This window comes from Spirilliplanes yamanashiensis (assembly GCF_016863475.1).
GTDB classification, from domain to species: Bacteria; Actinomycetota; Actinomycetes; order Mycobacteriales; family Micromonosporaceae; genus Spirilliplanes; species Spirilliplanes yamanashiensis.
In genome coordinates, this window is the sequence record NZ_BOOY01000026.1 from 184261 (window position 1) to 207158 (window position 22898).

The following is a 22898-nucleotide window of genomic DNA, read 5'->3' on the forward strand; positions in this document are numbered from 1 at the left end:
GTCAGGCCCCCTCGAGCTGGCTCTGCGACGAGCTGCCGCCGCCGATGCGGTTCAGCAGCAGCGCCAGGGCGAGGCCGACGAGGACCAGGATGACCGCGATGGCGCTGGCCGGTCCCATCAGGTTCGCCTGGAAGCCCTGCTGGTACATGCTGAGCGCGAGCACCCGGGTGGCGTCGCCGGGGCCGCCCGCGGTGAGCACGAAGATCAGGTCGAAGAAGGTCAGCGAGCCGACCACCATCAGCGTCGACGACGTGATGATCGTGTACTTGAGCTGCGGCAGCGTGATGCTGAGGAACTGCCGGACCCGCCCGGCGCCGTCGATCTGCGCCGCCTCGTACATGGAGGTGGGGATCTGCCGCACCGCGCCCTGGTAGATGAGCGAGTGGAACGGGATGAACTGCCACGACACGACGAAGACGACGACGCCGAGGGCGAGGTTGCCGCGGCCGAGCCAGTCCTGGGCGAGCAGCGGGATGCCCAGGCCGGCGCCGAGGCCGAAGTTGGGGTCGAGTAGCGCCTTGTAGGTGATGGAGATGGCCGCGGAGCTGAGCAGCAGCGGGATGAAGTAGAGCACCGCCAGGAACCCGCGGTAGCGCTTGTGCGCGGCGAGGAACACCCCGATGAGGATGGACAGCGGCGTCTGCGCCACCCAGGACAGGGCCATCACCAGGAACGTGACCCACAGCGCGTGCGGCAGGCCGGGGTCGCTGAGCGTGGCCCGCCAGCTGGTCAGGCCGGACGGCTGGATGTCGCCGATGCCGTCCCAGGTGGTGAAGCTCAGCGCGAGGACGCCCAGCAGCGGGACGACGCCGAACGCGACGAACATCAGCAGCGCGGGCAGCGCCATCCAGGCGACCGCGCCGCTCCGCCCGCCGGCCTGGCCGGCGGACTCCTTCACCTGGGCGACGGGCGGAGCGAGCGTCGTCATTTCCCGATGACCCCGTTCATGCTGTCCACCCACTGCTGCGGGGTGATCTGCAACTGGAACAGCTTGGCGATGTTGTCGAGCAGGGTCTCGGCGGCGGTCGGGCTCAGCGCCTGGTCCCACGACTGGGCGAAGACCTTCGCGTTGGCCGAGGTGTCGTAGACGAACTTGAGGAACTCGGCGTCGGGGGACGCGCCGAGCTTGGCGTCGCTGCCCTTGATGATCGGGACGCCGCCGGACTTGATCCAGCCGTCGATCTCGGCGTCGTCGACCAGCGTGGTCGAGAAGAACTTTTTCGCGACCTCCTTCGCCTCGGGCGTCGCCTTGGAGGAGATCGACAGGTACTGGCCGGGGTTGCCGACGGTGTTCGACGGGTCGCCCTTGCCGCCCTCGACCGGTGGGAAGTTCATCCAGCCCAGGCCGCCGCTCTTCACGAAGTCGCCGCCCTCGGACTGCTGGATGCCGTACGACCAGGAGCCGTGCAGCATCATCGCGGCCCGGCCGGTGTAGAGCAGGGCCTGGTCGGCGTTGGAGTCGGCGGTGATCGACGAGAAGCCCTTGATGAAGCCGTTCGCCTTCACCAGGTTCTGCACCTTGGTGAGCATGTCCAGCACGGCGGGGTCGGACCAGGCGTTGGCCTCGCCGGCGAAGACCTTGTCGAAGACCTCGGAGCCGGCGGTGCGGTCGAGCAGGAACTCCAGCCACATCATGTTGGTCCAGCGGGACTGCCCGCCGAGCGAGAACGGCGCGATGCCGGCCGCGTTGAACTTCGGCACCAGGTTGTCGACGATGTCGCCCCAGGACTGCGGGGGCTGCAGGCCGGCCTTCTCGAAGACCTGCTTGTTGTAGAACAGGACGATCGGCTGGACCGTCTCGATGGGCATCGCGTAGATCTTGTCGTTGACCGTGGCGGCGCCGAACGACGACGGGAAGATCTTGTCCTTGAGCGCGGCGTTCTCGTTGAGCCAGCCGGTCAGGTCCTCGACCTGGTTGGCCTCGACGTAGGTCTTCAGGCCGCCGCCGCCCCAGCCCCAGATCATGGTCGGGCCCTCGCCCGCGCCGATCGACGTCTTGATCTTCTGCTTGTAGGCGTCGTTCTGGAAGAACGTCGGGGTGATCTTGCTGTCCGGGTTGGCCGCGTTGAAGCGATCGATGGCGGCCTTGCGGATCGGCTCGCCGGGCGGGCCGCTGAGCGACCAGTAGGTGGCGGCGCCGGCCGCGTTGCCGCTGCCGCTGCCGCCGGAGCCCGAGCCGGGACCCGAGCTGCCGCACGCGGCGAGCCCGGCGGCGGCGCCGGCGCCGATGGCGAGGTTGAGGAAGTTCCGACGGGATATCGGCATGCGTTCCACGCTGCTTCTCCGTACTCGAGGTGACGCGACGGGGGATGGGGAGAGCGAGATCACGAAAATTATCGGAGTGTTTCGTCAACGTAGGATTCCGTTTCTGGCGTGTCAAGGGCTTGAACCTTCGCTGTCGATAGGCGAAAGTCGAGGTCGACGACGAGCCCTGCCCACGCACCGACGCTGCCGTAACGGCGGCGCCGCGGGCACGGCTGATCCACAGGATTTCCGAAACTTTCGAAGCGGGATCCCGGCCGAAGGAGAGCACCGTGACGACACCGGAACCGGCGGCCGGCAACCACCCGGCGGCGCCCTCGTGGCGCGACCCGGCGCTGCCCGTCGCCGAACGGGTCGAGCTGCTGCTCGGCGAGCTGACGCTCGAGGAGAAGGTCGCCCAGCTCGGCAGCCGGTGGGTGGGCAACGACATGCAGCCGGCCCCCGGCGAGGCCCCGGCCCCCGACCCCGAGGCCGCCATCAACGTCGCGCCCATGCAGGACGTGTTCGCCGCCTCCGGCACGGTGCCGCTGGCCGAGGCCGCCCGGCACGGGCTCGGCCACCTCACCCGGGTGTACGGCAGCGTCCCGCTGACCGCCGCCGAGGGCGCCGCCGAACTCGTCCGCCAGCAGCGGATCGTCATGGACGCCTCCCGGCTCGGCATCCCCGCGCTCGTGCACGAGGAGTGCCTCACCGGGTTCACCACGTTCGGCGCGACCGTGTACCCGGCGGCGATCGCCTGGGGCGCCACGTTCGACCCCGGCCTCGTCGAGCGGATGAGCGCCGCCATCGGGCGCGACATGGCCGCCGTGGGCGTCCACCAGGGACTGTCGCCGGTGCTGGACGTCGTGCGCGACTACCGCTGGGGGCGCGTCGAGGAGACGATGGGTGAGGACCCGTACCTCGTCTCGATGCTCGGCGCCGCCTACGTCCGCGGCCTGCAGAGCGCCGGCGTCATCGCCACGCTGAAGCACTTCGCCGGCTACTCCGCCGCCCGCGGGGCGCGCAACCACGGGCCGGTGCCGATGGGCCGGCGCGAGCTGCTCGACGTCATCCTGCCGCCGTTCGAGACGGCCGTCGCGGTAGCCGGGGCCGGCTCGGTGATGAACTCGTACTCCGATGTGGACGGCGTGCCGGCGGTGGCCGACTCGTGGCTGCTCACCGACCTGCTGCGCGGCGACTGGGGCTTCACCGGCACCGTCGTGTCCGACTACTGGGCCGTGCCGTTCCTCGCCACCATGCACGGGGTCGCCGACGGCACCGACGACGCCGGGGCGCAGGCCCTGGCCGCCGGCGTCGACGTCGAGCTGCCCGACACCCTCGGCTTCGGCCCCGGCCTGGTCGAGCGGGTGCGGCGCGGCGACGTGCCCGAGGAGCTGGTCGACCGGGCCGCCCGGCGCCTGCTCACCCAGAAGGCGCGCCTCGGCCTGCTCGACGCCGGGTGGACCCCCGAACGGTCGGTGGCCGGCGCCGACGCCACCGACCTCGACTCGCCGGACAACCGCGCGCTGGCCCGCGAGCTGGCCGAGCGGTCCGTCGTGCTGCTCGACGCCGGGACGGCGCTGCCGCTGCGCGACGAGGGCCGCCCCGGGCCCGGCCGGGTGGCCGTCGTCGGGCCGTGCGCCGCCGACCCGCGCACGTTCATGGGCTGCTACGCCTTCCCCAACCACGTGCTGCCCCGCTACCCGGGTTCCGGCCTCGGCGTCGCGGTGCCTACGCTCGTCGACGCGCTGCGCGCCGAGCTGCCCGGCGCCGACGTGACGCACGCCCCCGGCTGCGCCGTGCAGGGCGACGACCGGTCCGGTTTCGCGGCCGCCGTCGCCGCCGCCCGGGACGCCGACGTGTGCGTGGCCGTCGTCGGCGACCTCGCCGGCCTGTTCGGGCACGGCTCGTCCGGCGAGGGCTGCGACGCCGCCGACCTGCGGCTGCCCGGCGTGCAGGCCGACCTGCTCGCCGAGCTGCTGGCCACCGGAACGCCCGTCGTGGTGGTCGTCGTCTCCGGCCGCCCGTACGCGCTCGGCGACGTGCACGGCCGGGCCGCCGCGCTGGTGCAGGCGTTCATGCCCGGCGAGGAGGGCGGGGCGGCGATCGCCGGCGTGCTCAGCGGCCGCGTCGTGCCCGGCGGCAAGCTGCCCGTGCAGATCCCGCGCGACCCAGGCGGCCAGCCCGGCACCTACCTGGCGCCGCCGCTCGGCGTCGAGCACAACAACATCAGCAGCCTGGACGCGACGCCGCTGTTCCCGTTCGGCCACGGCGCCTCGTACACCAGCTTCGCGGTGGACGACCTGCGCGTCAGCGACACCGAGGTGCCCACCGACGGCGAGTTCACCGTCTCCGTGCGGCTGCGCAACACCGGCGCCCGGGCCGGCGACCAGGTGGTCCAGCTCTACCTGCGCGACGTCCTCGCCCAGGTGACCCGGCCCGTGCGGCAGCTCGCCGGGTTCACGCGTGTCCGGCTCGAACCGGGCGCCGCCGTCCAGGTACAGTTCCGCGTGCACGCCGACCGGACGGCCTTCACGGGCCGCGAGTTCCGGCGCATCGTCGAGCCCGGCGACGTCGAGGTGCTCGTCGGCACGTCGTCGGCCGACCTGCCCTGCAGCGCCGTCGTGCGGCTGACCGGAGCCACCCGGGTGGTGGGACACGACCGGTGGCTCGTGACCCCGGTGGAGCACATCCCGGTGGCCGGCGCCGTCGGCGGGTAGAAGCGGAGGACGTCGTCGTGTCAGCCGACAGGCCGCGAGCCACCCTGGCCACCGTGGCAGCGTCCGCGGGAGTGTCGGTGGCGACCGTCTCCAAGGTGCTCAACGGTCACGACGACGTGGCGCCCGCGACCCGGGCGCTCATCCAGACCCTGCTGCAGCAGCACGACTACACCGGGCGCCGGGTGCGGGCGGCGCGCCGCGGCGCGGCCGCGGCGCCGGTCGAGCTGATGTTCGGCGACGACCTGAACGCCTACTCCACGGCGATCGTCCAGGGCGTCGTCAGCGCCGGCGCGGCGGCCGGCGTCACCGTGGCCGTCAGCCTGCGCACCCAGGACCCGCCGTCCGCGGAGGGCCGCCGCCGGGCGGCCGGCAGCTGGGCGCGCGACCTGGTCGCCGCCGGGCGCCGGGCGGTCATCTCCGTGGTCAAGGATCTGACGGTGCACGACCTGCAGGTGCTGTCGCGGGCGAACCTGCCGCTCGTCGTCATCGACCCGCTGCACCTGCCGCGCGCCCGGGTGACCAGCGTCGGGTCGACGAACTTCGCCGGCGGCCTGGCCGCGACCGAGCACCTGCTGAACCTCGGGCACCGGCGCATCGGCTACCTGGGCGGCCCGGCGGCCGCCGCCTGCAACCAGGCCCGGCTGCAGGGCTACCGCGCCGCCATGGACGCCGCCGGCGCGCCCGTGCCGGACGGCTACGTCCGCACGGGCCGGTTCCGCTACGACGACGGCGTGGTCGGCGGGGCGGCCCTGTTCGACCTGCCCGAGCCGCCGACGGCGGTGTTCGCGGGCAGCGACGAGACGGCGGCCGGGGTGATCGAGGCCGCCCGGGCGCGGGGGCTGCGGATCCCCGAGGACGTCAGCATCGTCGGGTTCGACGACACCCAGGTCGCCTGGTTCGCGGCGCCGCCGCTGACGACCGTGCGCCAGCCCCTGCAGGAGATGGGCGGCGTCGCGCTGCGCACCGCGCTGCGGCTGGCCGCCGGCGAGAAGCTCGACTCGCACCACGTCGAGCTCGCCACCGAACTGGTCGTGCGCCGCTCCACCGCGCCGCCGCCCGGGCGCTAGATGCCCTGCTGGCGGCAGAGTTCGTCGACAGCGCCCTTGCACAGCGCCTCGCGGGTCACGTAGCCCGCCTCGACGACCGTCTTGACGTTCTCCTTGAAGATGGCCTCCGGCTTGAGCAGCACCGACTGCACGTCCAGGCCGGACTCGGTGTCCTTCACGGTCGTCGGCGCGGGCTTCGGCTGCTTCTTCGCCAGCGAGATCGCCAGCTCGGCGGCGGCCTGCGCCTCCTTCTTGGTGTCCTTGAAGACCGTCATGCACTGGTCACCCTTGAGGATGCGCTGCAGCGCCGCCACGTCGGCGTCCTGGCCGGTGACCGGGACCTGGCCGTTGAGGTTGCGCTGCTCCAGCTCCTTGATGACGGCGCCGGCGAGTCCGTCGTTGGCCGCCAGCACGCCGTCGATCTTGTTCTTGGTCTGGTTGAGCATCTGCTCGAAGATCGTGCCGGCGAGGTTGTTGTCCCAGTCCTGGACGTCCTGGTCCGGGCCCTTGGTGTAGTCGCCGTTGAAGTAGCGGTCCTCCAGGACGGCGTTGTAGCCGTTCTTGTAGTGCGTGGCGTTGTTGTCGCTGGGGGAGCCGTTGAGGGTGGCGATGACCGGCTTGGCCTTCTTCGGCGTCTGCGCCTCCAGGCACTTGACCAGGCCCTCGCCCTGCAGGGTGCCGACGCCGCGGTTGTCGAAGCTGACGTAGTACGAGGCGCCGCCGTTGAGGGTCAGCCGGTCGTAGTCGACGGTCGCGACGCCGGCCGCGGCGGCCTGGTTGAGCACGACCTTGCCGGTGATCGAGTCGAGGTTGACGATCATCAGGACGGTGACGCCGCCCTTGATCATGCTGTCGGCGATCTGCTGGAAGCGCTTCTTGTCGGCCTCCGCGTTCTGGATGTCGTGCGCGATCCCGGCTTCGTCGAACGCCTGCTGGAGGTACTTGCGGTCGGCGGTCTCCCACCGGATCGAGGTGGTCTTGTCGGGAAGGATGACGCCGATCTTCGGGGTCTTCGGTGCGCTGCTGTCCGCGTCGTCGCTGCAGGCGGCGAGGCTGCCCATGAGGAGGAGGCCCGTGGTCGCCAGTGCTATACCGCTGCGCATCCGCTGTCCCTTCGTCGCGCGTGTCATCCCCGGCGCCCGGCAACGTAAGTCTCTTCCGGCATGGGGCACAAGGGCGCCGGAAGTCCGAGTCCACGGAGGCCGCATCACGATCGCGTAACGCGCCGGAAATCGACGACGCCCTGTCGGAGAAGGGCGCGGCGGCCATGCTAGCCCAGCCCCCGGGCCGGACGCATGATCAACGAGGGGGCGGAACCGGCGAGCCCGCCGCGTCCAGCGGGTCGGCGAGCAGCCGCTCGAACGCCAGCTCCGCCGCGCCGATCAGGGTCGCGTCGTCGCCCAGCGCCGGCGTGCGCAGCCGGACGTGCTCCCGGGTGGCCGGCAGCGCCATCTCGTTCAGGCGGCTGCGCACGTGCGCGGCGGCGGCCAGGTAGACGTCGCGCAGCGTGCCGCCGAACAGCACCGCCTCCGGGTTGAAGATGTTCACCAGGTTCGCGACGCCGAAGCCCAGCCAGTCGCCGACCTGCCGCAACGCGTTGCGCGCCGTCGTGTCGCCGCGCTCCGCCGCGTCCACCACGGCGAGGATCGCGTCGCGGCCCGTCGCCCCCGCGCGGCCCGCCGCCGTCAGCAGTGCCGCCTCGCCGATCTCGGTCTCCCAGCAGCCGCGCGAGCCGCACCCGCACGGCTTGCCGTGCGGGTTCACCACCATGTGGCCCACCTCGCCGCCGTAGCCGCCGTGGCCCGTCACCCGGCGCCCGCCGGCGATGATGCCGCCGCCGATGCCCACGTCGCCGTACAGATAGAGCACGTTGTCGCACCCGGCCGCGGCCCCCCGGGCGTGTTCGGCCAGCGCCGCCACGTCTGCGTGATTGCCCACCGTCATCGGCTGGTCACCGCCCAGCTCCGCGGCCAGCGCGATGCCGATCGGCTCGTCCACCCACCCGATGTGCGGGCTCAGCCGGACCAGGCCGTCCTCGCGGCGCACCATGCCCGCCACCGAGACCCCGCCGCCGACGTAGATCGCGCCGGCCGGCACCCGCCGGTGCATCTCGCGGACGAACCCCGCCAGCGGCGCCACCGTCTCCAGGATCTGCACGCCGCGCGGCCGCGGCAGCTCGCGGCGGTCCAGCACCACCCCGCCCAGGCCGACCCGCGCCGCGCGCAGCCGGTCCACCTCGATGCTGACCGCGTACGCGTACACCGACGCCGACTGCGGCCGCACCACCAGCGACGGCCGGCCCGCCCGGCGCAGCCCCTTCGGGGTGTCCTCGGCGACCAGGCGCGCCGCCGCCAGGTCGGCCGTCAGCGCGCCGATCGTGCTGCGGTTGAGGCCGAGCAGGCTGGTCAGCTCCGCCCGCGACGTGGCGCCGTGCAGGTGCACCCACCGCAGCAGCGCGCCGAGGTTCTGCCGGCGGACCTCGTCCTGGGTGGGCGCGGCGCGCATCTACCTGTTGCCGGTCGCCGTCGCGCGGCGCCGGGACAGCGCGTCGACCGTGGCCGCGAGCAGCAGGATCAGGCCCGTCGTGGCGAACTTCGCGCCGCCGCTGAAGTCCATCAGGCCCATGCCGTTGTCGATGACGGCGATGACCGCGCCGCCGATGACCGCGTCCAGCACGCGGCCCTTGCCGCCGAACAGGCTCGTGCCGCCGATGACGGCCGCGCCCACCGCGTACAGCAGCACGTTGCTGCCGCCCGTGTTCGGGTCGACCGACGACGCCCGGCTGGCCGCCGCGATGCCGCCGATGGCCGCCATGAACGAGCCCACCATGAACACCGAGACGCGGATGCGGTTGACGTTGATGCCGGCGCGGCGGGCCGCCTCCTTGTTGCCGCCGACCGCGTACACGTGCCGGCCGTACGGGGTGCGCTGGAGCACGAACGTGAACACCACCAGCAGCACCCCGATGATCGGGGCGATGACCGGCACGCCCTTCACCGAGGTGACCGCGATGTTGATGCTGCGCTCGCGGCTCAGCACCGCCGTGGCCAGCAGCAGGATCACGGCCAGGCCGGCGATGCGGGCGGCGACGATGCCGAGCGGCTCGGTGGCCAGGCCGCGGGCGGTGCGGGTGCGGTGGCGGGCGAACTGCACCGCCGCGTACCCCGCGATCGCCACCACCGCGAGCACCCAGCCCAGCCAGACCGGCAGGTTGCGGTTCTCGATGGCGTAGATGACGTCGTCCTCGACCGGGGTGTTGCGCCCGCCCTTGAGCAGCAGGAGCAGCAGGCCCTGGAAGCCGAGGAACGCGGCGAGCGTGACGACGAACGACGGGATGCCCACGTAGGCGACCAGCGTGCCCAGCACCAGGCCGATCACCACGCCGGTCAGCAACGCGGCCCCGACGCCCAGGTACCAGGGCAGCCCCCACTCGGTGAGGAACACCGCCAGGATCGCCGCGCACACGCCGCTGGCGAAGCCGGCCGACAGGTCGATCTCGCCCAGCAGCAGGACGAAGACCAGCCCCATCGCGATGATCATGACGGGCGCGCCCTGGGTGAACAGGTTCGCGAAGTTGCCCGCGGTGAAGAACGACGGGCGCGCCACCGAGAAGCCCACGCACAGCACGACCAGGCCCAGCACGGCCGCCAGGCTGCCGATCTCGCCGCCGCGCACCTTGGTGACGTAGTCGCGCAGGTGCGCCGCCACCGAGTCGTCCGTGCCGGGCGGCGCCAGCGGGGTGCTCACGAACGCCCGCCCATGCCCTCGTACGACCCCGGGTCCGGCAGCAGCCCGATCGAGCCCGTGTACCCCACCGTGATCAGCTCGACCACCTGCGAGTGGGTGACCTCGCTCGTGCGCACCTGCGCGGCGGTGCGGCCCAGGTACAGCGCGGTGATCCGGTCGGAGACCGCGAACACGTCGTTCATGTTGTGCGAGATCAGCACGACCCCCAGGCCGTTGTCGGCGAGCCGGCGCACCAGCTCGAGCACCTGGGCGGTCTGGGCCACGCCGAGCGCGGCGGTCGGCTCGTCGAGGATCACGACCCGGCTGTTCCACAGCACCGCCTTGGCGATGGCGATGGTCTGCCGCTCGCCGCCGGACAGGCTGGCCGCGGGCTGGCGCAGCGACACCGAGCGCACCGACAGGCTGGCCAGCGTGCGGTGCGCCATCTGCTCCATCGTCGCCTCGTCCAGCGCGATGCCCGAGCGCTTCTCCCGGCCGAGGAACATGTTCGAGACGATGTCCAGGTTGTCGCACAGCGCGAGGTCCTGGTAGACGACCTCGATGCCGAGCGCCGCCGCGTCCTTGGGGCTGCTGACGGTCACCGGCCGGCCGTCGAACACGACCTGCCCGGCGTCGATCGGGTAGATGCCCGAGATGCACTTGACCAGGGTCGACTTGCCGGCGCCGTTGTCGCCGACGAGCGCGGTCACCTCGCCGGGGAAGACGTTCATCGCCACGTCGCGCAGGACCTGCACGGCGCCGAAGCTCTTGTCGACGCCACGCACCTCCAGCAGGGGTCTCACCGCCACCGATCAGCGTCCCTTCAGCCGACGCCGTTGTCGGCGCAGAGCTTGGCGAAGTTGCCGGTGCAGAGCTCCTCGGCGGTGACGTAGCCGGCGGTCACGACGTCGTCGACGTTGTCCCGGTAGATCGCGCGCGGCTGGAGCAGCACCGACGGCACCTCGCGGCCCGACACGGTGTCGCGCACGGTGGCGGGGGCGGGGCGCGTCTCGCCCCGGGCCAGCGCGATGGCCAGGTCGGCCGCCGCGGACGCCTCCTGCTTGATGTCCTTGTACACCGTCATGCACTGGTCGCCGGAGAGGATGTTCTGCAGGCCCTCCACGTCGGCGTCCTGGCCGGTGACCGGCACCTTGCCGTTGAGGCCCTGGCGGCGCAGCACCTGGATGACCGCGTTGGCCAGGCCGTCGTTGGCGGCGAGCACGCCGTCGATCTTGCCGCCGGTCTCGGTCATCATCTGCTCGAACATCGTGCCGGCCTGCGCGTTGACCCAGTCGGGCACCCACTGGTCGGGGCCCTTGACGTACTCACGGGTGTCGTACTTCTTCTGTAGTTCGCCGTCGTAGCCGGCCTTGAACAGCGTCGAGTTGTTGTCGGTCTCGGAGCCGTTGAGCGTGGCGACGACCGGGCGCGTCGTGCCCATGTCGGTGAGGCAGCGGATCAGGCCCTGGCCCATCAGCCGGCCGACGCCGACGTTGTCGAAGCTGACGTAGTACTGCGCGCCGCCGTCGAGGGTGAGCCGGTCGTAGTCGATGGTGGCGACGCCCTTGGCGCGGGCGTTGCGCAGCACGGCCCGGCCGGTGCCCGAGTCGAGGTTCACGATCATCAGCACCGTGGCGCCGTTGGTGATCATCTGGTCGGCGATCGTCTGGAACTGGCTCTTGTCGCCCTGGGCGTTCTGGATGTCGGACTGCACCCCGGCGGCGTCGAACGCCTCCTTGAGGAACTTGCGGTCCGCCTGCTCCCACCGGTTCGAGGTGGCGCTGTCCGGCAGGATGACGCCGATCTTGGGTGTCCGCTCGCCGCCCGCGCCGTCCGAGCACGCGGCGAGGCCGGTGGCGGCCAGCAGCGCGGCGGCCAGCGCCCGTAGCCCCTTACCCATCGCCTCGGTCCCTTCGACGGATTGCGCCCGGCAACGTATGGCGGGCGCCGCTTGTCGCACAAGTCCGGAGATCACTTCGGCCCACAATGCGACGCTAGGTCACGTTTCGCCGTGCGCCCACCGAACCGGGAAAGTCACCCGCCCGCGATCGGCGCCGTGGTCGCCCCCGTCAGCCGGACGAGGTCGGCGGGCGCGAGCGAGACCTGCAGGCCGCGCCGCCCGGCGGACACGTAGACCAGCGGCCGGGCGAGCGCCGACGCGTCGACCACCGTCGGCAGGGCCTTGCGCTGGCCGAGCGGGCTGATGCCGCCGCGCACGTAGCCGGTGGCCCGCTCGGCGGCGGCCCGGTCGGCCAGCACCGCGCGCTTGCCGCCCGCCGCGGCGGCGAGGGCCTTGAGGTCCAGCTCGCCGGTGACCGGCACGACGGCGACGGTCAGCGCGCCGTCGACCTCGGTGACCAGCGTCTTGAGCAGCGCCGCCGGGTCGACGCCGAGCGCCGCCGCGACCAGGGCGCCGTAGTTCGGCAGGTCGGGGGAGACGTCGTACGGGTGCAGCGTGTGCGCCACCTGCTCCCGGGTCAGCAGGACGGTCGCCGGGGTGCCCGCACTCTTCGCCTTCGCCACGGCTCGCACGTTACGGGCCCACCGGGTGGCCGACCAGCACCGTCGGCGCACCGCCGACCCGGGTGAGCACCAGGCTGACCCCGTGCGGCCCGGCCAGCCGCAGGTCCCGGCGCAGCGCCGCCGGGTCGAGCGCCGAGCCGCGCTTGAGGATCTCGGCGCGGCCGACGCCGCGCTCGCGCAGCAGCGCGCGCAGCCGCTTGAGCGAGAACGGCAGCACGTCGGTGACGGCGATGCACCGCCCGAACGGCGACGGCACGTGGGTGTCCGCGTGCACGTACGCGATGGTCGGGTCGGCGAGCCGGCCGCCCACGGCGGCGGCGAACTCGGCCACCAGGTGCGACCGCACGACGGCGGGGTCCGGGTCCCAGACGTACGCCCCGACCGGCCCGGCGTCCGCGGCGGCGGTGCCGCTGCCGGTCAGCTCGGCGGCCGCCCCGCCGCGCAGCACGGTGGCCCGCCGGGGCGCGGCGGCCAGCGGCCCGCACCAGAACGCCGCCTCGACGAGGTCGCCGTCGACGCTGACCCACTCGCCCTCGGCGCCGGGCGGCAGCAGTTCGTGGCCGATGCCGGGGGCGAGCTTGAGCACCGTGCGCGGCACCCGGCCGGCGAGGCCCGCGACGAAGTCCCACGGCGGCGAGAACGCGGCCGGGTCGAACACCCGCCGCCCGCCGGCCACCCGGCGCGCCGGGTCGCAGAAGACGGCGTCGTGGCCGCCGACGTCCACGGTGGTGGCGTCGGCGCAGCTGACGGTGACCAGGCCGGCCAGGCCGAGCGCCTCCGCGTTGGCGGCGGCCAGGGCGGCGGTCCCGGGGTCGGCGTCCACGGCGTGCACGGCGATGCCGGCCCGGGCGGCGGCGAGCGCGTCGGCGCCGAGCCCGCAGCCCAGGTCGGCGAGGCTCGTCACACCGGCCGCGGCCAGCCGGGCGGCCCGCCGGTCGGCGACGACGCGCCGGGTGGCCTGCTCCAGCCCGGCGCGGGTGAAGAACATGCGCGCCGCGTCCGGGCCGAACTTGCCGGCGGCCTTGCGGCGCAGCGCGACCTGGGTGAGGGCGGCGGCGGCCAGCTCGGGCGCGAAGCCCTGCTTGCGCAGCGCGGCCGCGGCGGCGAGTGGGTCGTCGCCGCCGAGGAGGGCGGCCGCCGCGAGGGCCGCGTCGCCGGAAGGAGTACGGAGCACGGGCTCATGCTGGCACTCTGGTTGACGGAGTGCCAGCCGCGGCATAACCTCGCGGTTAGCACTCTCACCCGGAGGGTGCCAGCCCGATACCGGGTTGAACGCCAGGCGGACCGGCACCCGCGACGACGGCCCCGCCCGGTGGCACCGGCAAAGCTACTGATACCCCAGGAGGGTATGCCCGTGACTACCGCGACCAAGGTTGCGATCAAGCCGCTCGAGGACCGCATCCTCGTCCAGGCGAACGAGGCCGAGACCACCACGGCCTCCGGCATCGTGATCCCGGACACCGCCAAGGAGAAGCCGCAGGAGGGCACCGTCCTCGCTGTCGGCCCGGGCCGCATCGACGACTCCGGCAACCGCATCCCGGTTGACGTGCAGGTCGGCGACACGGTCATCTACTCGAAGTACGGCGGCACCGAGGTCAAGTACGCCGGCGAGGAGTACCTGGTGCTCTCCGCCCGCGACGTCCTCGCGGTCATCGAGAAGTGACCAACTGACAGTGCGCACCGCCCTGGCTCGGAACCTCGGGCCAGGGCGGTCGTCCTTGAAAGGGACATAGATGGCGAAGATTCTCAGCTTCTCCGACGACGCCCGGCACCTGCTCGAGCACGGCGTCAACACCCTCGCCGACACCGTCAAGGTCACCCTCGGCCCGAAGGGCCGCAACGTCGTCCTCGACAAGAAGTTCGGCGCCCCCACGATCACCAACGACGGCGTGACCATCGCCAAGGAGATCGAGCTCACCGACCCGTACCAGAACCTCGGCGCGCAGCTGGTGAAGGAGGTGGCGACGAAGACCAACGACGTCGCCGGCGACGGCACCACCACCGCCACCGTGCTGGCCCAGGCCCTGGTCAAGGAGGGTCTGCGCAACGTGACCGCCGGCGCCAACCCGGCCGGTCTCAAGCGCGGCATGGACCTGGCGGGCGCCGCGATCTCCGAGGCCCTGCTCGGCAAGGCCGTCGAGGTCGCCGACAAGAAGTCGATCGCCAGCGTCGCCACGATCTCCGCGCAGGACGCCACCATCGGTGAGCTGATCGCCGAGGCGATGGAGAAGGTCGGCCGCGACGGCGTCATCACCGTCGAGGAGGGCTCCACCCTCGCGACGGAGCTCGAGGTCACCGAGGGCCTGCAGTTCGACAAGGGCTTCATCTCGCCCAACTTCGTCACCGACGCAGAGTCGCAGGAGGCCGTCCTCGACGACCCGTTCATCCTGCTGACCACGCAGAAGATCTCCTCGGTCGAGGAGCTGCTGCCGCTGCTGGAGAAGGTCCTGCAGGCCGGCAAGCCGCTGCTCATCGTCGCCGAGGACGTCGAGGGCCAGGCCCTGTCCACCCTGGTGGTCAACGCGCTGCGCAAGACCTTCAAGGTCGCCGCGGTGAAGGCCCCCGGGTTCGGCGACCGCCGCAAGGCGATGCTGCAGGACATGGCGATCCAGACCGGCGCCGAGCTCATCGCGCCGGAGCTGGGCTACAAGCTGGACCAGGTCACCCTGGAGCAGCTCGGCTCGGCCCGCCGCGTCGTCGTCGACAAGGACAACACCACCATCGTCGACGGCAACGGCCGCGCCGAGGAGGTCGCCGACCGGGTCGCGCAGATCCGCAAGGAGATCGAGGCGTCGGACTCCGACTGGGACCGCGAGAAGCTCAACGAGCGGCTCGCCAAGCTCTCCGGCGGCATCGCCGTCATCAAGGCGGGCGCGGCGACCGAGGTCGAGATGAAGGAGCGCAAGCACCGCATCGAGGACGCCATCGCGGCGACCAAGGCCGCGGTGGAGGAGGGCACCGTCCCCGGCGGCGGCGCCGCCCTCGCGCAGATCACCTCGGTGCTCGACGGCAACCTCGGCCTGACGGGCGAGGAGGCGGTCGGCGTGACGATCGTCCGCAAGGCGCTCGACGAGCCGCTGCGCTGGATCGCGCAGAACGCCGGCCACGACGGCTACGTCGTCGTCGGCAAGGTGCGCGAGTCGCAGTGGGGCACCGGCCTCAACGCGGCCACCGGCGAGTACGTCGACCTGGTCGCGGCCGGCATCATCGACCCGGTGAAGGTGACCCGCAACGCGGTCAGCAACGCCGTCTCGATCGCCGGCCTGCTGCTCACCACGGAGAGCCTCGTGGTCGAGAAGCCGGAGGCGCCGGTGGCGCCCGCCGGCGGCGGCCACGGGCACAGCCACGGCGGCCACGGCCACGGCCACCAGCACGGCCCGGGCTTCTAGTCCGGCACGCAGCACCGGAAAGGGCGTCGCGGCTCCGGCCGCGGCGCCCTTTTCACAGTCTCGCGGCCCCCGGGCCGGTCAGCTCGGGCAGGGCGACGCGCCGGCCCCTCGACCGGGTCGCCCTTCCCGGGCGCCCAGTCCACGTCCGTCGCGGCCAGGCGCAGCCCGGCGAGCCGGCGCCGTTCGGCGGCGATGGCCGCGACGGTGTCCACGCGTCGATCCTCTCGCGTCCCGGGCGCGGGGGTGCAGGATGGTCGCATGGGACGGTGGCGTGGCGCGGTGGCGGGAGTCGTGGCCGCCGGGGCCGCGCTGGGCGTGGCCGAGGTGGTCGCCGTGCCGGTCGGCCCGCGGTCCGCGCCGCTGATCGCGGTCGGCGGCGTCGTCGTCGACGCGGTGCCCGAGCCGGTCAAGGCCGCCGCCATCGCCGCCTTCGGCGTGCACGACAAGACCGCGCTGCTGGTGGGCACCCTGGTCCTGCTCGTGCTGGCGGCCGCCGGCATCGGCGTGCTCGCGCTGCGGTCGCTGCGGTACGCCCTCGCGGGTGTCGCCGGCTTCGCCGCGGCCGGGGTGGCCGCGGCGCTCACCCGGCCCGGCGCGACCGTGCTGTACGCCCTGCCCACCCTGGTCGGCGCGCTCGCGGCGGTCGGCGTCGCGGTGCTGCTCCTGCGGCCGGCGCGGGTGGCCGTCCCGGCCGGACCCGACCCGGGTTGGGACGTCGACCTGGCGCCGCCCGCCGCGTTCGACCGGCGGCGCTTCCTCGGGCTGGCCGGGGGAGCGGTGGCGGTGGCGGCGCTGGCCGGCGCGGCCGGGCGCTGGCTCGGCTCCCAGCGCGCCGTCGAGGCGGCCCGGGCCCTGGTGCGGCTGCCCCGGCCGGCCGCGCCCGCCGCCCCGCTGCCCGCCGGGGCGCAGCTCGCCGTGCCGGGCCTGTCGTCGTTCACCACGGCCAACCGCGACTTCTACCGCATCGACACCGCGCTCGTCGTGCCGCAGGTGGACCCCGGGGAGTGGCGGCTGCGGGTGCACGGCCGGGTGGCGAAGGAGTTCGAGCTGACGTTCGCGCAGCTGCTCGAGCGGCCGATGATCGAACGCGACATCACGCTCGCCTGCGTGAGCAACGAGGTCGGCGGCGACCTGATCGGCACCGCCCGCTGGCTGGGCGTGCGGGTGGCCGACCTGCTCGCCGAGGCCGGTGTGGACCCGGCCGCGGACCAGACCGTGGCGCGGGCCGTCGACGGCTGGACCTGCGGCACGCCGACGGCGGTGCTGCGCGACGGCCGCGACGCGCTGCTCGCGGTCGGCATGAACGGCGAGCCGCTGCCCGTGGAGCACGGCTTCCCGGTGCGCATGGTGGTGCCCGGCCTGTACGGCTACGTGTCGGCGTGCAAGTGGATCACCGAGCTGGAGCTGACCACGTTCGCGGCGTTCGACGCGTACTGGGTGCCGCGCGGCTGGTCGGCGCTGGGCCCGATCAAGACGCAGTCGCGGATCGACGTGCCGCGCGACGGCGCCCGGGTGCCGCCGGGGGAGGCGGTGATCGCGGGCGTCGCGTGGGCGCAGCACCGCGGCATCGACCGGGTCGAGGTGCGGGTGGACGACGGCCCGTGGCAGGACGCGGCGCTGGCCGTGGAGCCGACGCCGGACACCTGGCGGCAGTGGTCGCTGCGGTGGACCGCCACGCCCGGCTCGCACACCGTGACCGTGCGGGCCACCGACCGCACGGGCGCCACCCAGACCGCGGCGGAGGCCGACGTGGTGCCCGACGGCGCCACCGGGCACCACCGCATCCGCGTGGACGTGCGCTGAGCCGCTGCTCTACTCTGCGGCGGCACACCACCACGGGGAGATCGACTGATGCGCATCCGGACGTCCCTGGTCGCGGTCCTGGCCGCCGGCGCTGCGCTGACCGCCGCGCCGGCGACGAGCCCGGCGGCGCCCGCCGCGGCCGCCGCGTCCGCCGCGGCCGGCTACACCGCGATCGTCCGCGACGGCATCCCGCTGCTGCACCGGCGCGAGCCGGCGGCCGCCACGCCGAAGACCGGCGCCGGCGTGACCCGGTCCGATTTCGACGGCGACGGGCTCGACGACATCGCGGCGCTCGCCGAGGGCACGGTGATCGTCCGGTACTCGTCCGCGCCGCACCGCGACTACCTGGCCACCGAGATGCCCCGCGGCGGCTGCCTGTGCTTCGGCCGTCAGCTGGCGACCGGCGACTTCGACGGCGACCGGTACGACGACCTGGCCGTCGCCGACGTGCAGGAGCTCGACGTGCCGGCGGGCGTCGAGGACGCGGGCGGCGTGTGGGTGCTGCCCGGCGGCCCGCGGGGGCTGGAGCCCGGCCGGGTGCTGCACCTGAACCTCAGCACCCCGGGCGTGCCGGGCGCCTCGGCGCGCTACGACGCGTTCGGCTACGCGCTGGCCACCGGTGACATCACCGGCGACGGCCGCGACGAGCTGGCCGTCGGCGTCCCGGGCAAGACGATCGGCGCGGCCCGGGAGGCCGGGGCGGTCGTCGTGCTCAAGGGCAGCCCGTCCGGCATCGTCACCGCGGGCGCGCAGTGGACCTCGCAGGACTCCGCCGGCGTGCCGGGCGCGGCCGGCGCCGGTGACCGGTTCGGGGCGGGCCTGGCCGTCGGGGCGATCGACCGGAACCGGCACGCCGAGCTGCTGGTCGGCGTGCCCGGCGAGGCGACCAGCGGCGCGATCGTCCAGTTCTGGGGCGCGGCCGGCGGCATCGCCACCACGAGGGTGACCCAGGCGACCGGCGCGGCCGCCACCGCGGCGTTCGACCGCCGCGGCACCTACCTCTGGGACCTCGGGCGCAGCCTGGCCGTCACGGACACCGACGGCGACGGCTACGGCGAGGTCGTGACCGGCCTGCCCTCGGCCCAGGCCAACAGCCGGTTCGACGTCACCGGCGCGGTGGTCACCCTCAAGGGCAACGCCACCGGGCTGACCGTCAAGGGCCTGCGGGTCGTCTCACAGGACACCCTCGGCGTCGCGGACACCGCCGAGCAGGGCGACGGCTTCGGCACCTCGGTCGCGGCCGGCGAGGTCACCGGCGACCGCTACGGCGACATCCTGGTCGGCGTGCCGTTCGAGGACGTCGCGGGCGTCGCCGACGCCGGGGCGGTCGTGCTGCTCAAGGGCTCGAAGGACGGCGTGGTCGGGGCCGGCTCGCAGACCGTCGGCCAGAACACCGCCGGGGCGCCGGACGCCGCCGAGCGGGGCGACGTGTTCGGCATCGCCGTCAGCCTGCTCAACCTCAACGGCACGGGCGGGTTCGACGCGGTGGTGGGCGCGTCCGGCGAGACCCGCGACGCGGGCGGCCGGGGGCCCGGCACGGGCAGTGTGACGACGTTCGGCGCGGGGCCGCGCGGCTTCGGCACCGGCTACGTCCGGTACGGCAGCGACGTGGCGCACGAGGGGCTGCTGGTCACCGGGTACGGCGCGTATGTCAACCGCCCGCAGGCGGAGAACTGATCCGCGCCCGCCGCCGCGCTCTGCCCGGGCAGCCCTGAGCTGCGCACACGCTGTCCGACATCACCCGGTCGGGCGGAATTAGTTTCGTACCCATGTGGTGGAACGAAGCGGTTGACCCGCTCGGACGACAGGCGGCGCGGCCCCCCGGAGGGGACCGCGCCGGAAGCTGTGTGGTGCCGCGACGGGAGCGTCAGGCGGCCGGGCGCCGCTGCGCCGGCACCGCCGACTTGTGCGGGCGGCCCAGGCGGGCCTCCAGCCGTTCCAGGTCGACGCGCCCGTGACGGCGGTCCGCGAGATCCTCCCAGCCGACGGCGAGCAGTCGCAGCCGTTCGGCCTCACTGAAGCCGCCCCACACGCCGTACGGCTCCTTGACGCTGAGCGCGTGGGCGGCGCACTGGGCGCGGACCGGGCACGCGCCGCAGACGGACTTGGCCTTGGCCTCGCGGCGGTTGCGGGACGACCCGCGCTCGCCGTCCGGGTGGAAGAACTGAGCGCTGTCGCGGCCCCGGCAAGATCCGAGCCGCTGCCAGTCCCACAGGTCGGAGATGGGACCCGGCAGTCTGCGAACGTTGGACATCGCAACCCTCCTTCCGCGCGCAACCGCGGAGACTCGTACGCGAGGAGCCGGACGCCGATGAGGGTTGATGCCCTGCCCGTTCCGACCTGCCGCCCCTCTACCCATGGGTACGGGGCCTCACACCACCCGCATCGATCTGTTGTCGATGGCTCACGCACCGAGTCGTCGATGCGTCCCGATGTTTCCCGTTTTTTCCATCTAAAGCGCGTAATGCCGACGGCACCGCGTGGTCTCCTCTGAGAGAGAAGGAGGATCACTGTGCGTACCGTCCTCGTTTGCGTCCGGACGCCCCTCGCCGCCCAGACCGTCGCCTCCACGGCGGCCCGTCTCGGGATGACCGGCGTCGTCCGTACCGCGGTCAGTGAACCCGAAGCCATGATCCGCCTTGCCGAGCGGCCGGCCGAGGTCGTGCTCGCCGACACCGCCCTGACCAGGCCCGACAGCGTCGGCTTCACCCGCCGGGTGCTGGCCCGCTCGCCCGGGGCGCAGGTCGTGCTGTTCGGCGCCGAAGACCCGCGCGTCGCCGCCGCCACGATCGCCGCCGGCGCCCGCGGCGTCATCCGCGGCGTCGAGCACGACCTCGTCAGCGTCGTCGCCAAGGCGCTGCTGCTGCTCCTGCTGCCGGCCCGGCCGTCGCAGCTGCCGGCCAACGCCCAGCCCGCCGCCGTGGCCGGGGCCATGCCCCGCAACGGCGTCAACGGCGCCCGGCACGGCATCGGCCGCGAGCACGGCATGGCCGTCAACCAGGCCGGCCTGCCCGGCGTGCTCGGCTCCCCGATGGTGCCGTCGCAGCGCGGCGACGCCGTCGGCGTCGACGTGGCCGACCCCGCCCGCCGCGACGACGAGGCGCCCGCCCCCGCCGGGCGGCGGCTCGCCCTCACCGAGCGGGAGCTGCAGGTGCTGCGCGGGATGGCCGACGGCAAGAGCAACGCCGAGATCGGGCGGGAGCTGTTCGTGTCGGAGGACACGGTCAAGACCCACGCCCGGCGGCTGTTCCGCAAGCTCGGCGCCCGCGACCGGGCGCACGCCGTGGCCGCCGGGTTCCGCGCCGGCCTCGTCGCCTAGACCGCCTGACCGGTGTGCCGGGCGGTCCGCCGCCCGGCACCCCTCAGGCGGCCGGACCGTCCTTGGGGTCCTCGGTGCCCTCCGCCAGGGTGTCGTGGACCCCGTCGGCGTACCCGCGGGCGTACTCCCAGGTGACGTAGTGGTCCGGGTCGGGGTCGTAGGCGGGCTCGTGCACCCGCGGCTTGCCCGACGTCAGCAGGTGCCGCAGGTTGCCGCGCAGCAGGTCCCAGTCGAAGAAGTGCGGCTCGTGGCAGTCCTCGCACTCGATGACCAGCCCGCGCACCCCCGTGGGCGAGAGCAGGGCCTGGTAGATCTCCAGGTCGGAGAGGTCCTCCAGGACGTCCTGCCGCTCCGACTCCGTCAACGGGTCGAGCTCGTCGTCGCCGGTGTCGTCCTCGAGGCCGGCGGCCGGGTCGGCCGGGTCCCCGTTGAACGGGTCGATGGGTTCGTCCTGCACCCGCATACCGTACCGTCACGGCCCGCGTATGTGCTCGTGAGACCGCGTCCTTCCGGTCTCCTTCCGGTGCACGGGGCCCGACGGCCGCCGAGTAAGCTTGCGGCTTCCGCCGACGCCAGCTCAGGGGAGTATCAGACGTGGAATTCGCGGGAGCAGACAACCGGCCTGCCGACGACGGCGAGCGCGGCGGCTCCGCCCGGCTCGTGCCGCTCGGCCTCACCTTCGACGACGTGCTGCTGCAGCCCGCCGAGTCGGACGTGGTGCCCAGCCGGGTCACGACCGCCACCCGCCTGACCCGCAACGTCAGCCTCACCATCCCCCTGCTGTCCAGCGCGATGGACACCGTCACCGAGGCCCGCATGGCCATCGCGATGGCGCGCCAGGGCGGCATCGGCGTGCTGCACCGCAACCTCTCCCTCGAAGACCAGGCCATGCAGGTCGACCTGGTCAAGCGCAGCGAGTCCGGCATGATCACCAACCCGGTCACGTGCAGCCCCGACGACACCCTGCGCGACGTCGACGCCCTCTGCGGCCGCTACCGCATCAGCGGCGTGCCCGTCGTCGACGGCGACGGCACCCTCGTCGGCATCGTCACCAACCGCGACATGCGCTTCGTCACCGACGACACCGTCCGCGTCGCCGAGGTCATGACCCGCTCGCCGCTCATCACCGCCCCCGTCGGCGTCGGCAAGGAGGACGCCCTCGCGCTGCTGCAGCGGCACAAGGTCGAGAAGCTGCCGCTGGTCGACGACGCCGGCCGGCTGCGCGGCCTCATCACCGTCAAGGACTTCACGAAGATCCAGCAGTTCCCGCAGGCCGCCAAGGACGACCAGGGCCGGCTGCGCGTCGCCGCCGCGGTCGGCGTCGGCGACGACTCCTACAAGCGGGCCCGCGCCCTCGTGGACGCCGGCGTCGACGTCGTCATCGTCGACACCGCCCACGGCCACCAGCGCGCCGTGCTGGAGATGGTCGCCCGCATCAAGAAGGACACCCCGGTCGACGTCATCGGCGGCAACATCGCCACGTACGCCGGCGCCAAGGCCCTCGTGGACGCCGGCGCCGACGCCGTCAAGGTCGGCGTGGGCCCCGGCGCCATCTGCACCACCCGCGTCGTCGCCGGCGTCGGCGTCCCGCAGATCACCGCCATCATGGAGGCCGCGCGCGCGTGCGCCCCGGCCGGCGTGCCGGTCATCGCCGACGGCGGCGTGCAGTACTCGGGCGACATCGCCAAGGCCATCGTCGCCGGCGCCGACACCGTCATGCTCGGCAGCCTGCTCGCCGGCTGCGAGGAGAGCCCCGGCGACCTGATCTTCATCAACGGCAAGCAGTTCAAGCAGTACCGCGGCATGGGCTCCCTCGGCGCGATGCAGTCCCGCGGCCAGGCCAAGTCGTACTCGAAGGACCGCTACTTCCAGCAGGACGTCACCGAGGACAAGCTGGTCCCCGAGGGCGTCGAGGGCCAGGTGCCGTACCGTGGCCCGCTGTCGCGGGTCGCGCACCAGCTGGTCGGCGGCCTGCGCGCGGCGATGGGCTACGCGGGCGCGGAGAGCATCCCCGAGCTGCAGCGGCGCGGCCAGCTCATCCGGATCACGGCGGCGGGGCTCAAGGAGAGCCACCCGCACGACATCCAGATGACCGTCGAGGCCCCCAACTACCACTCCCGGTAAAGGACAG

The 22898-nt window shown here is 73.4% G+C and carries 19 protein-coding genes; 8 read left to right on the forward strand and 11 right to left on the reverse strand.

Features of this window, described 5'->3' with window-relative positions; genetic code table 11:
* Position 1: 1 nt before the first annotated feature.
* Together Sya03_RS17780 and Sya03_RS17785 are read right to left on the reverse strand one after the other, a co-directional pair.
* On the reverse strand, positions 2–928 hold the full coding sequence (locus Sya03_RS17780; protein ID WP_203939425.1) for a carbohydrate ABC transporter permease: 927 nt from the start codon (positions 926–928) through the stop codon (positions 2–4).
* On the reverse strand, positions 925–2265 hold the full coding sequence (locus Sya03_RS17785) for an extracellular solute-binding protein (protein WP_203939426.1): 1341 nt from the start codon (positions 2263–2265) through the stop codon (positions 925–927). Before Sya03_RS17785 ends, Sya03_RS17780 begins: the two co-directional genes overlap by 4 nt.
* 269 nt (positions 2266–2534) lie before the next feature.
* Between Sya03_RS17785 and Sya03_RS17790 the strand changes: the two genes are divergently transcribed.
* On the forward strand, positions 2535–4961 hold the full coding sequence (locus tag Sya03_RS17790; RefSeq protein ID WP_306890662.1) for a glycoside hydrolase family 3 N-terminal domain-containing protein: 2427 nt from the start codon (positions 2535–2537) through the stop codon (positions 4959–4961).
* A 53-nt stretch (positions 4962–5014) separates the two neighbouring features.
* The gene (locus Sya03_RS17795) at positions 5015–6028 is read left to right on the forward strand and encodes a LacI family DNA-binding transcriptional regulator (protein ID WP_239107629.1); all 1014 of its coding nucleotides are present in this window, start codon (positions 5015–5017) and stop codon (positions 6026–6028) included.
* On the opposite strand, the gene Sya03_RS17800 is transcribed toward Sya03_RS17795, so the two are convergent.
* The 7 genes from Sya03_RS17800 to Sya03_RS17830 all read right to left on the reverse strand — a co-directional run bounded on the left by Sya03_RS17800 (position 6025) and on the right by Sya03_RS17830 (position 13430).
* Positions 6025–7110, reverse strand: a complete 1086-nt coding sequence (locus Sya03_RS17800) for a sugar ABC transporter substrate-binding protein (protein WP_203939428.1) — start codon at positions 7108–7110, stop codon at positions 6025–6027. The genes Sya03_RS17795 and Sya03_RS17800 overlap by 4 nt on opposite strands.
* A gap of 196 nt (positions 7111–7306) precedes the next feature.
* Positions 7307–8512: an ROK family protein gene (locus tag Sya03_RS17805; RefSeq protein WP_203939429.1), complete on the reverse strand. Its 1206-nt coding sequence runs from the start codon at positions 8510–8512 to the stop codon at positions 7307–7309.
* Positions 8513–9754 (reverse strand): sugar ABC transporter permease, encoded by a 1242-nt coding sequence (locus Sya03_RS17810; protein WP_203939430.1) that lies wholly within the window; start codon positions 9752–9754, stop codon positions 8513–8515.
* A complete protein-coding gene (locus Sya03_RS17815) occupies positions 9751–10542 on the reverse strand; it encodes an ATP-binding cassette domain-containing protein (RefSeq protein ID WP_203939431.1) in 792 nt (263 codons plus the stop codon). The genes Sya03_RS17810 and Sya03_RS17815 overlap by 4 nt, the downstream gene beginning before the upstream one ends.
* 14 nt (positions 10543–10556) lie before the next feature.
* Entirely contained in the window at positions 10557–11633 is a 1077-nt protein-coding gene (locus Sya03_RS17820; protein WP_203939432.1) for a sugar ABC transporter substrate-binding protein, read from the reverse strand.
* A gap of 134 nt (positions 11634–11767) precedes the next feature.
* Positions 11768–12256, reverse strand: a complete 489-nt coding sequence (gene ybaK / locus Sya03_RS17825; protein WP_203939433.1) for a Cys-tRNA(Pro) deacylase — start codon at positions 12254–12256, stop codon at positions 11768–11770.
* Between the two features lie 10 nt (positions 12257–12266).
* Positions 12267–13430: a THUMP-like domain-containing protein gene (locus Sya03_RS17830; RefSeq protein ID WP_239107630.1), complete on the reverse strand. Its 1164-nt coding sequence runs from the start codon at positions 13428–13430 to the stop codon at positions 12267–12269.
* Positions 13431–13610: 180 nt separating this feature from the next.
* On the opposite strand from Sya03_RS17830, the gene groES reads away from it, so the two are divergent.
* The 4 genes from groES (at position 13611) to Sya03_RS17850 (ending at position 19125) form a co-directional block, all read left to right on the forward strand.
* Positions 13611–13919 (forward strand): co-chaperone GroES, encoded by a 309-nt coding sequence (groES, locus tag Sya03_RS17835; RefSeq protein ID WP_503167681.1) that lies wholly within the window; start codon positions 13611–13613, stop codon positions 13917–13919.
* Positions 13920–13989: 70 nt separating this feature from the next.
* Positions 13990–15645, forward strand: coding sequence for a chaperonin GroEL (gene groL, locus Sya03_RS17840; protein ID WP_203939436.1), 1656 nt, complete (start codon positions 13990–13992; stop codon positions 15643–15645).
* Positions 15646–15903: 258 nt separating this feature from the next.
* Positions 15904–17448, forward strand: a complete 1545-nt coding sequence (locus Sya03_RS17845) for a molybdopterin-dependent oxidoreductase (protein ID WP_203939437.1) — start codon at positions 15904–15906, stop codon at positions 17446–17448.
* Between the two features lie 48 nt (positions 17449–17496).
* Positions 17497–19125 (forward strand): FG-GAP and VCBS repeat-containing protein, encoded by a 1629-nt coding sequence (locus Sya03_RS17850; RefSeq protein ID WP_203939438.1) that lies wholly within the window; start codon positions 17497–17499, stop codon positions 19123–19125.
* A 190-nt stretch (positions 19126–19315) separates the two neighbouring features.
* On the opposite strand, the gene Sya03_RS17855 is transcribed toward Sya03_RS17850, so the two are convergent.
* Entirely contained in the window at positions 19316–19702 is a 387-nt protein-coding gene (locus Sya03_RS17855; RefSeq protein WP_203939439.1) for a WhiB family transcriptional regulator, read from the reverse strand.
* 258 nt (positions 19703–19960) lie between these two features.
* On the opposite strand from Sya03_RS17855, the gene Sya03_RS17860 reads away from it, so the two are divergent.
* Entirely contained in the window at positions 19961–20767 is an 807-nt protein-coding gene (locus Sya03_RS17860) for a response regulator transcription factor (RefSeq protein WP_203939440.1), read from the forward strand.
* A gap of 43 nt (positions 20768–20810) precedes the next feature.
* On the opposite strand, the gene Sya03_RS17865 is transcribed toward Sya03_RS17860, so the two are convergent.
* Positions 20811–21224 (reverse strand): DUF5319 domain-containing protein, encoded by a 414-nt coding sequence (locus Sya03_RS17865; protein WP_203939441.1) that lies wholly within the window; start codon positions 21222–21224, stop codon positions 20811–20813.
* A 137-nt stretch (positions 21225–21361) separates the two neighbouring features.
* Between Sya03_RS17865 and guaB the strand changes: the two genes are divergently transcribed.
* Positions 21362–22891, forward strand: a complete 1530-nt coding sequence (guaB, locus tag Sya03_RS17870; RefSeq protein WP_203939442.1) for an IMP dehydrogenase — start codon at positions 21362–21364, stop codon at positions 22889–22891.
* Positions 22892–22898: the final 7 nt, after the last annotated feature.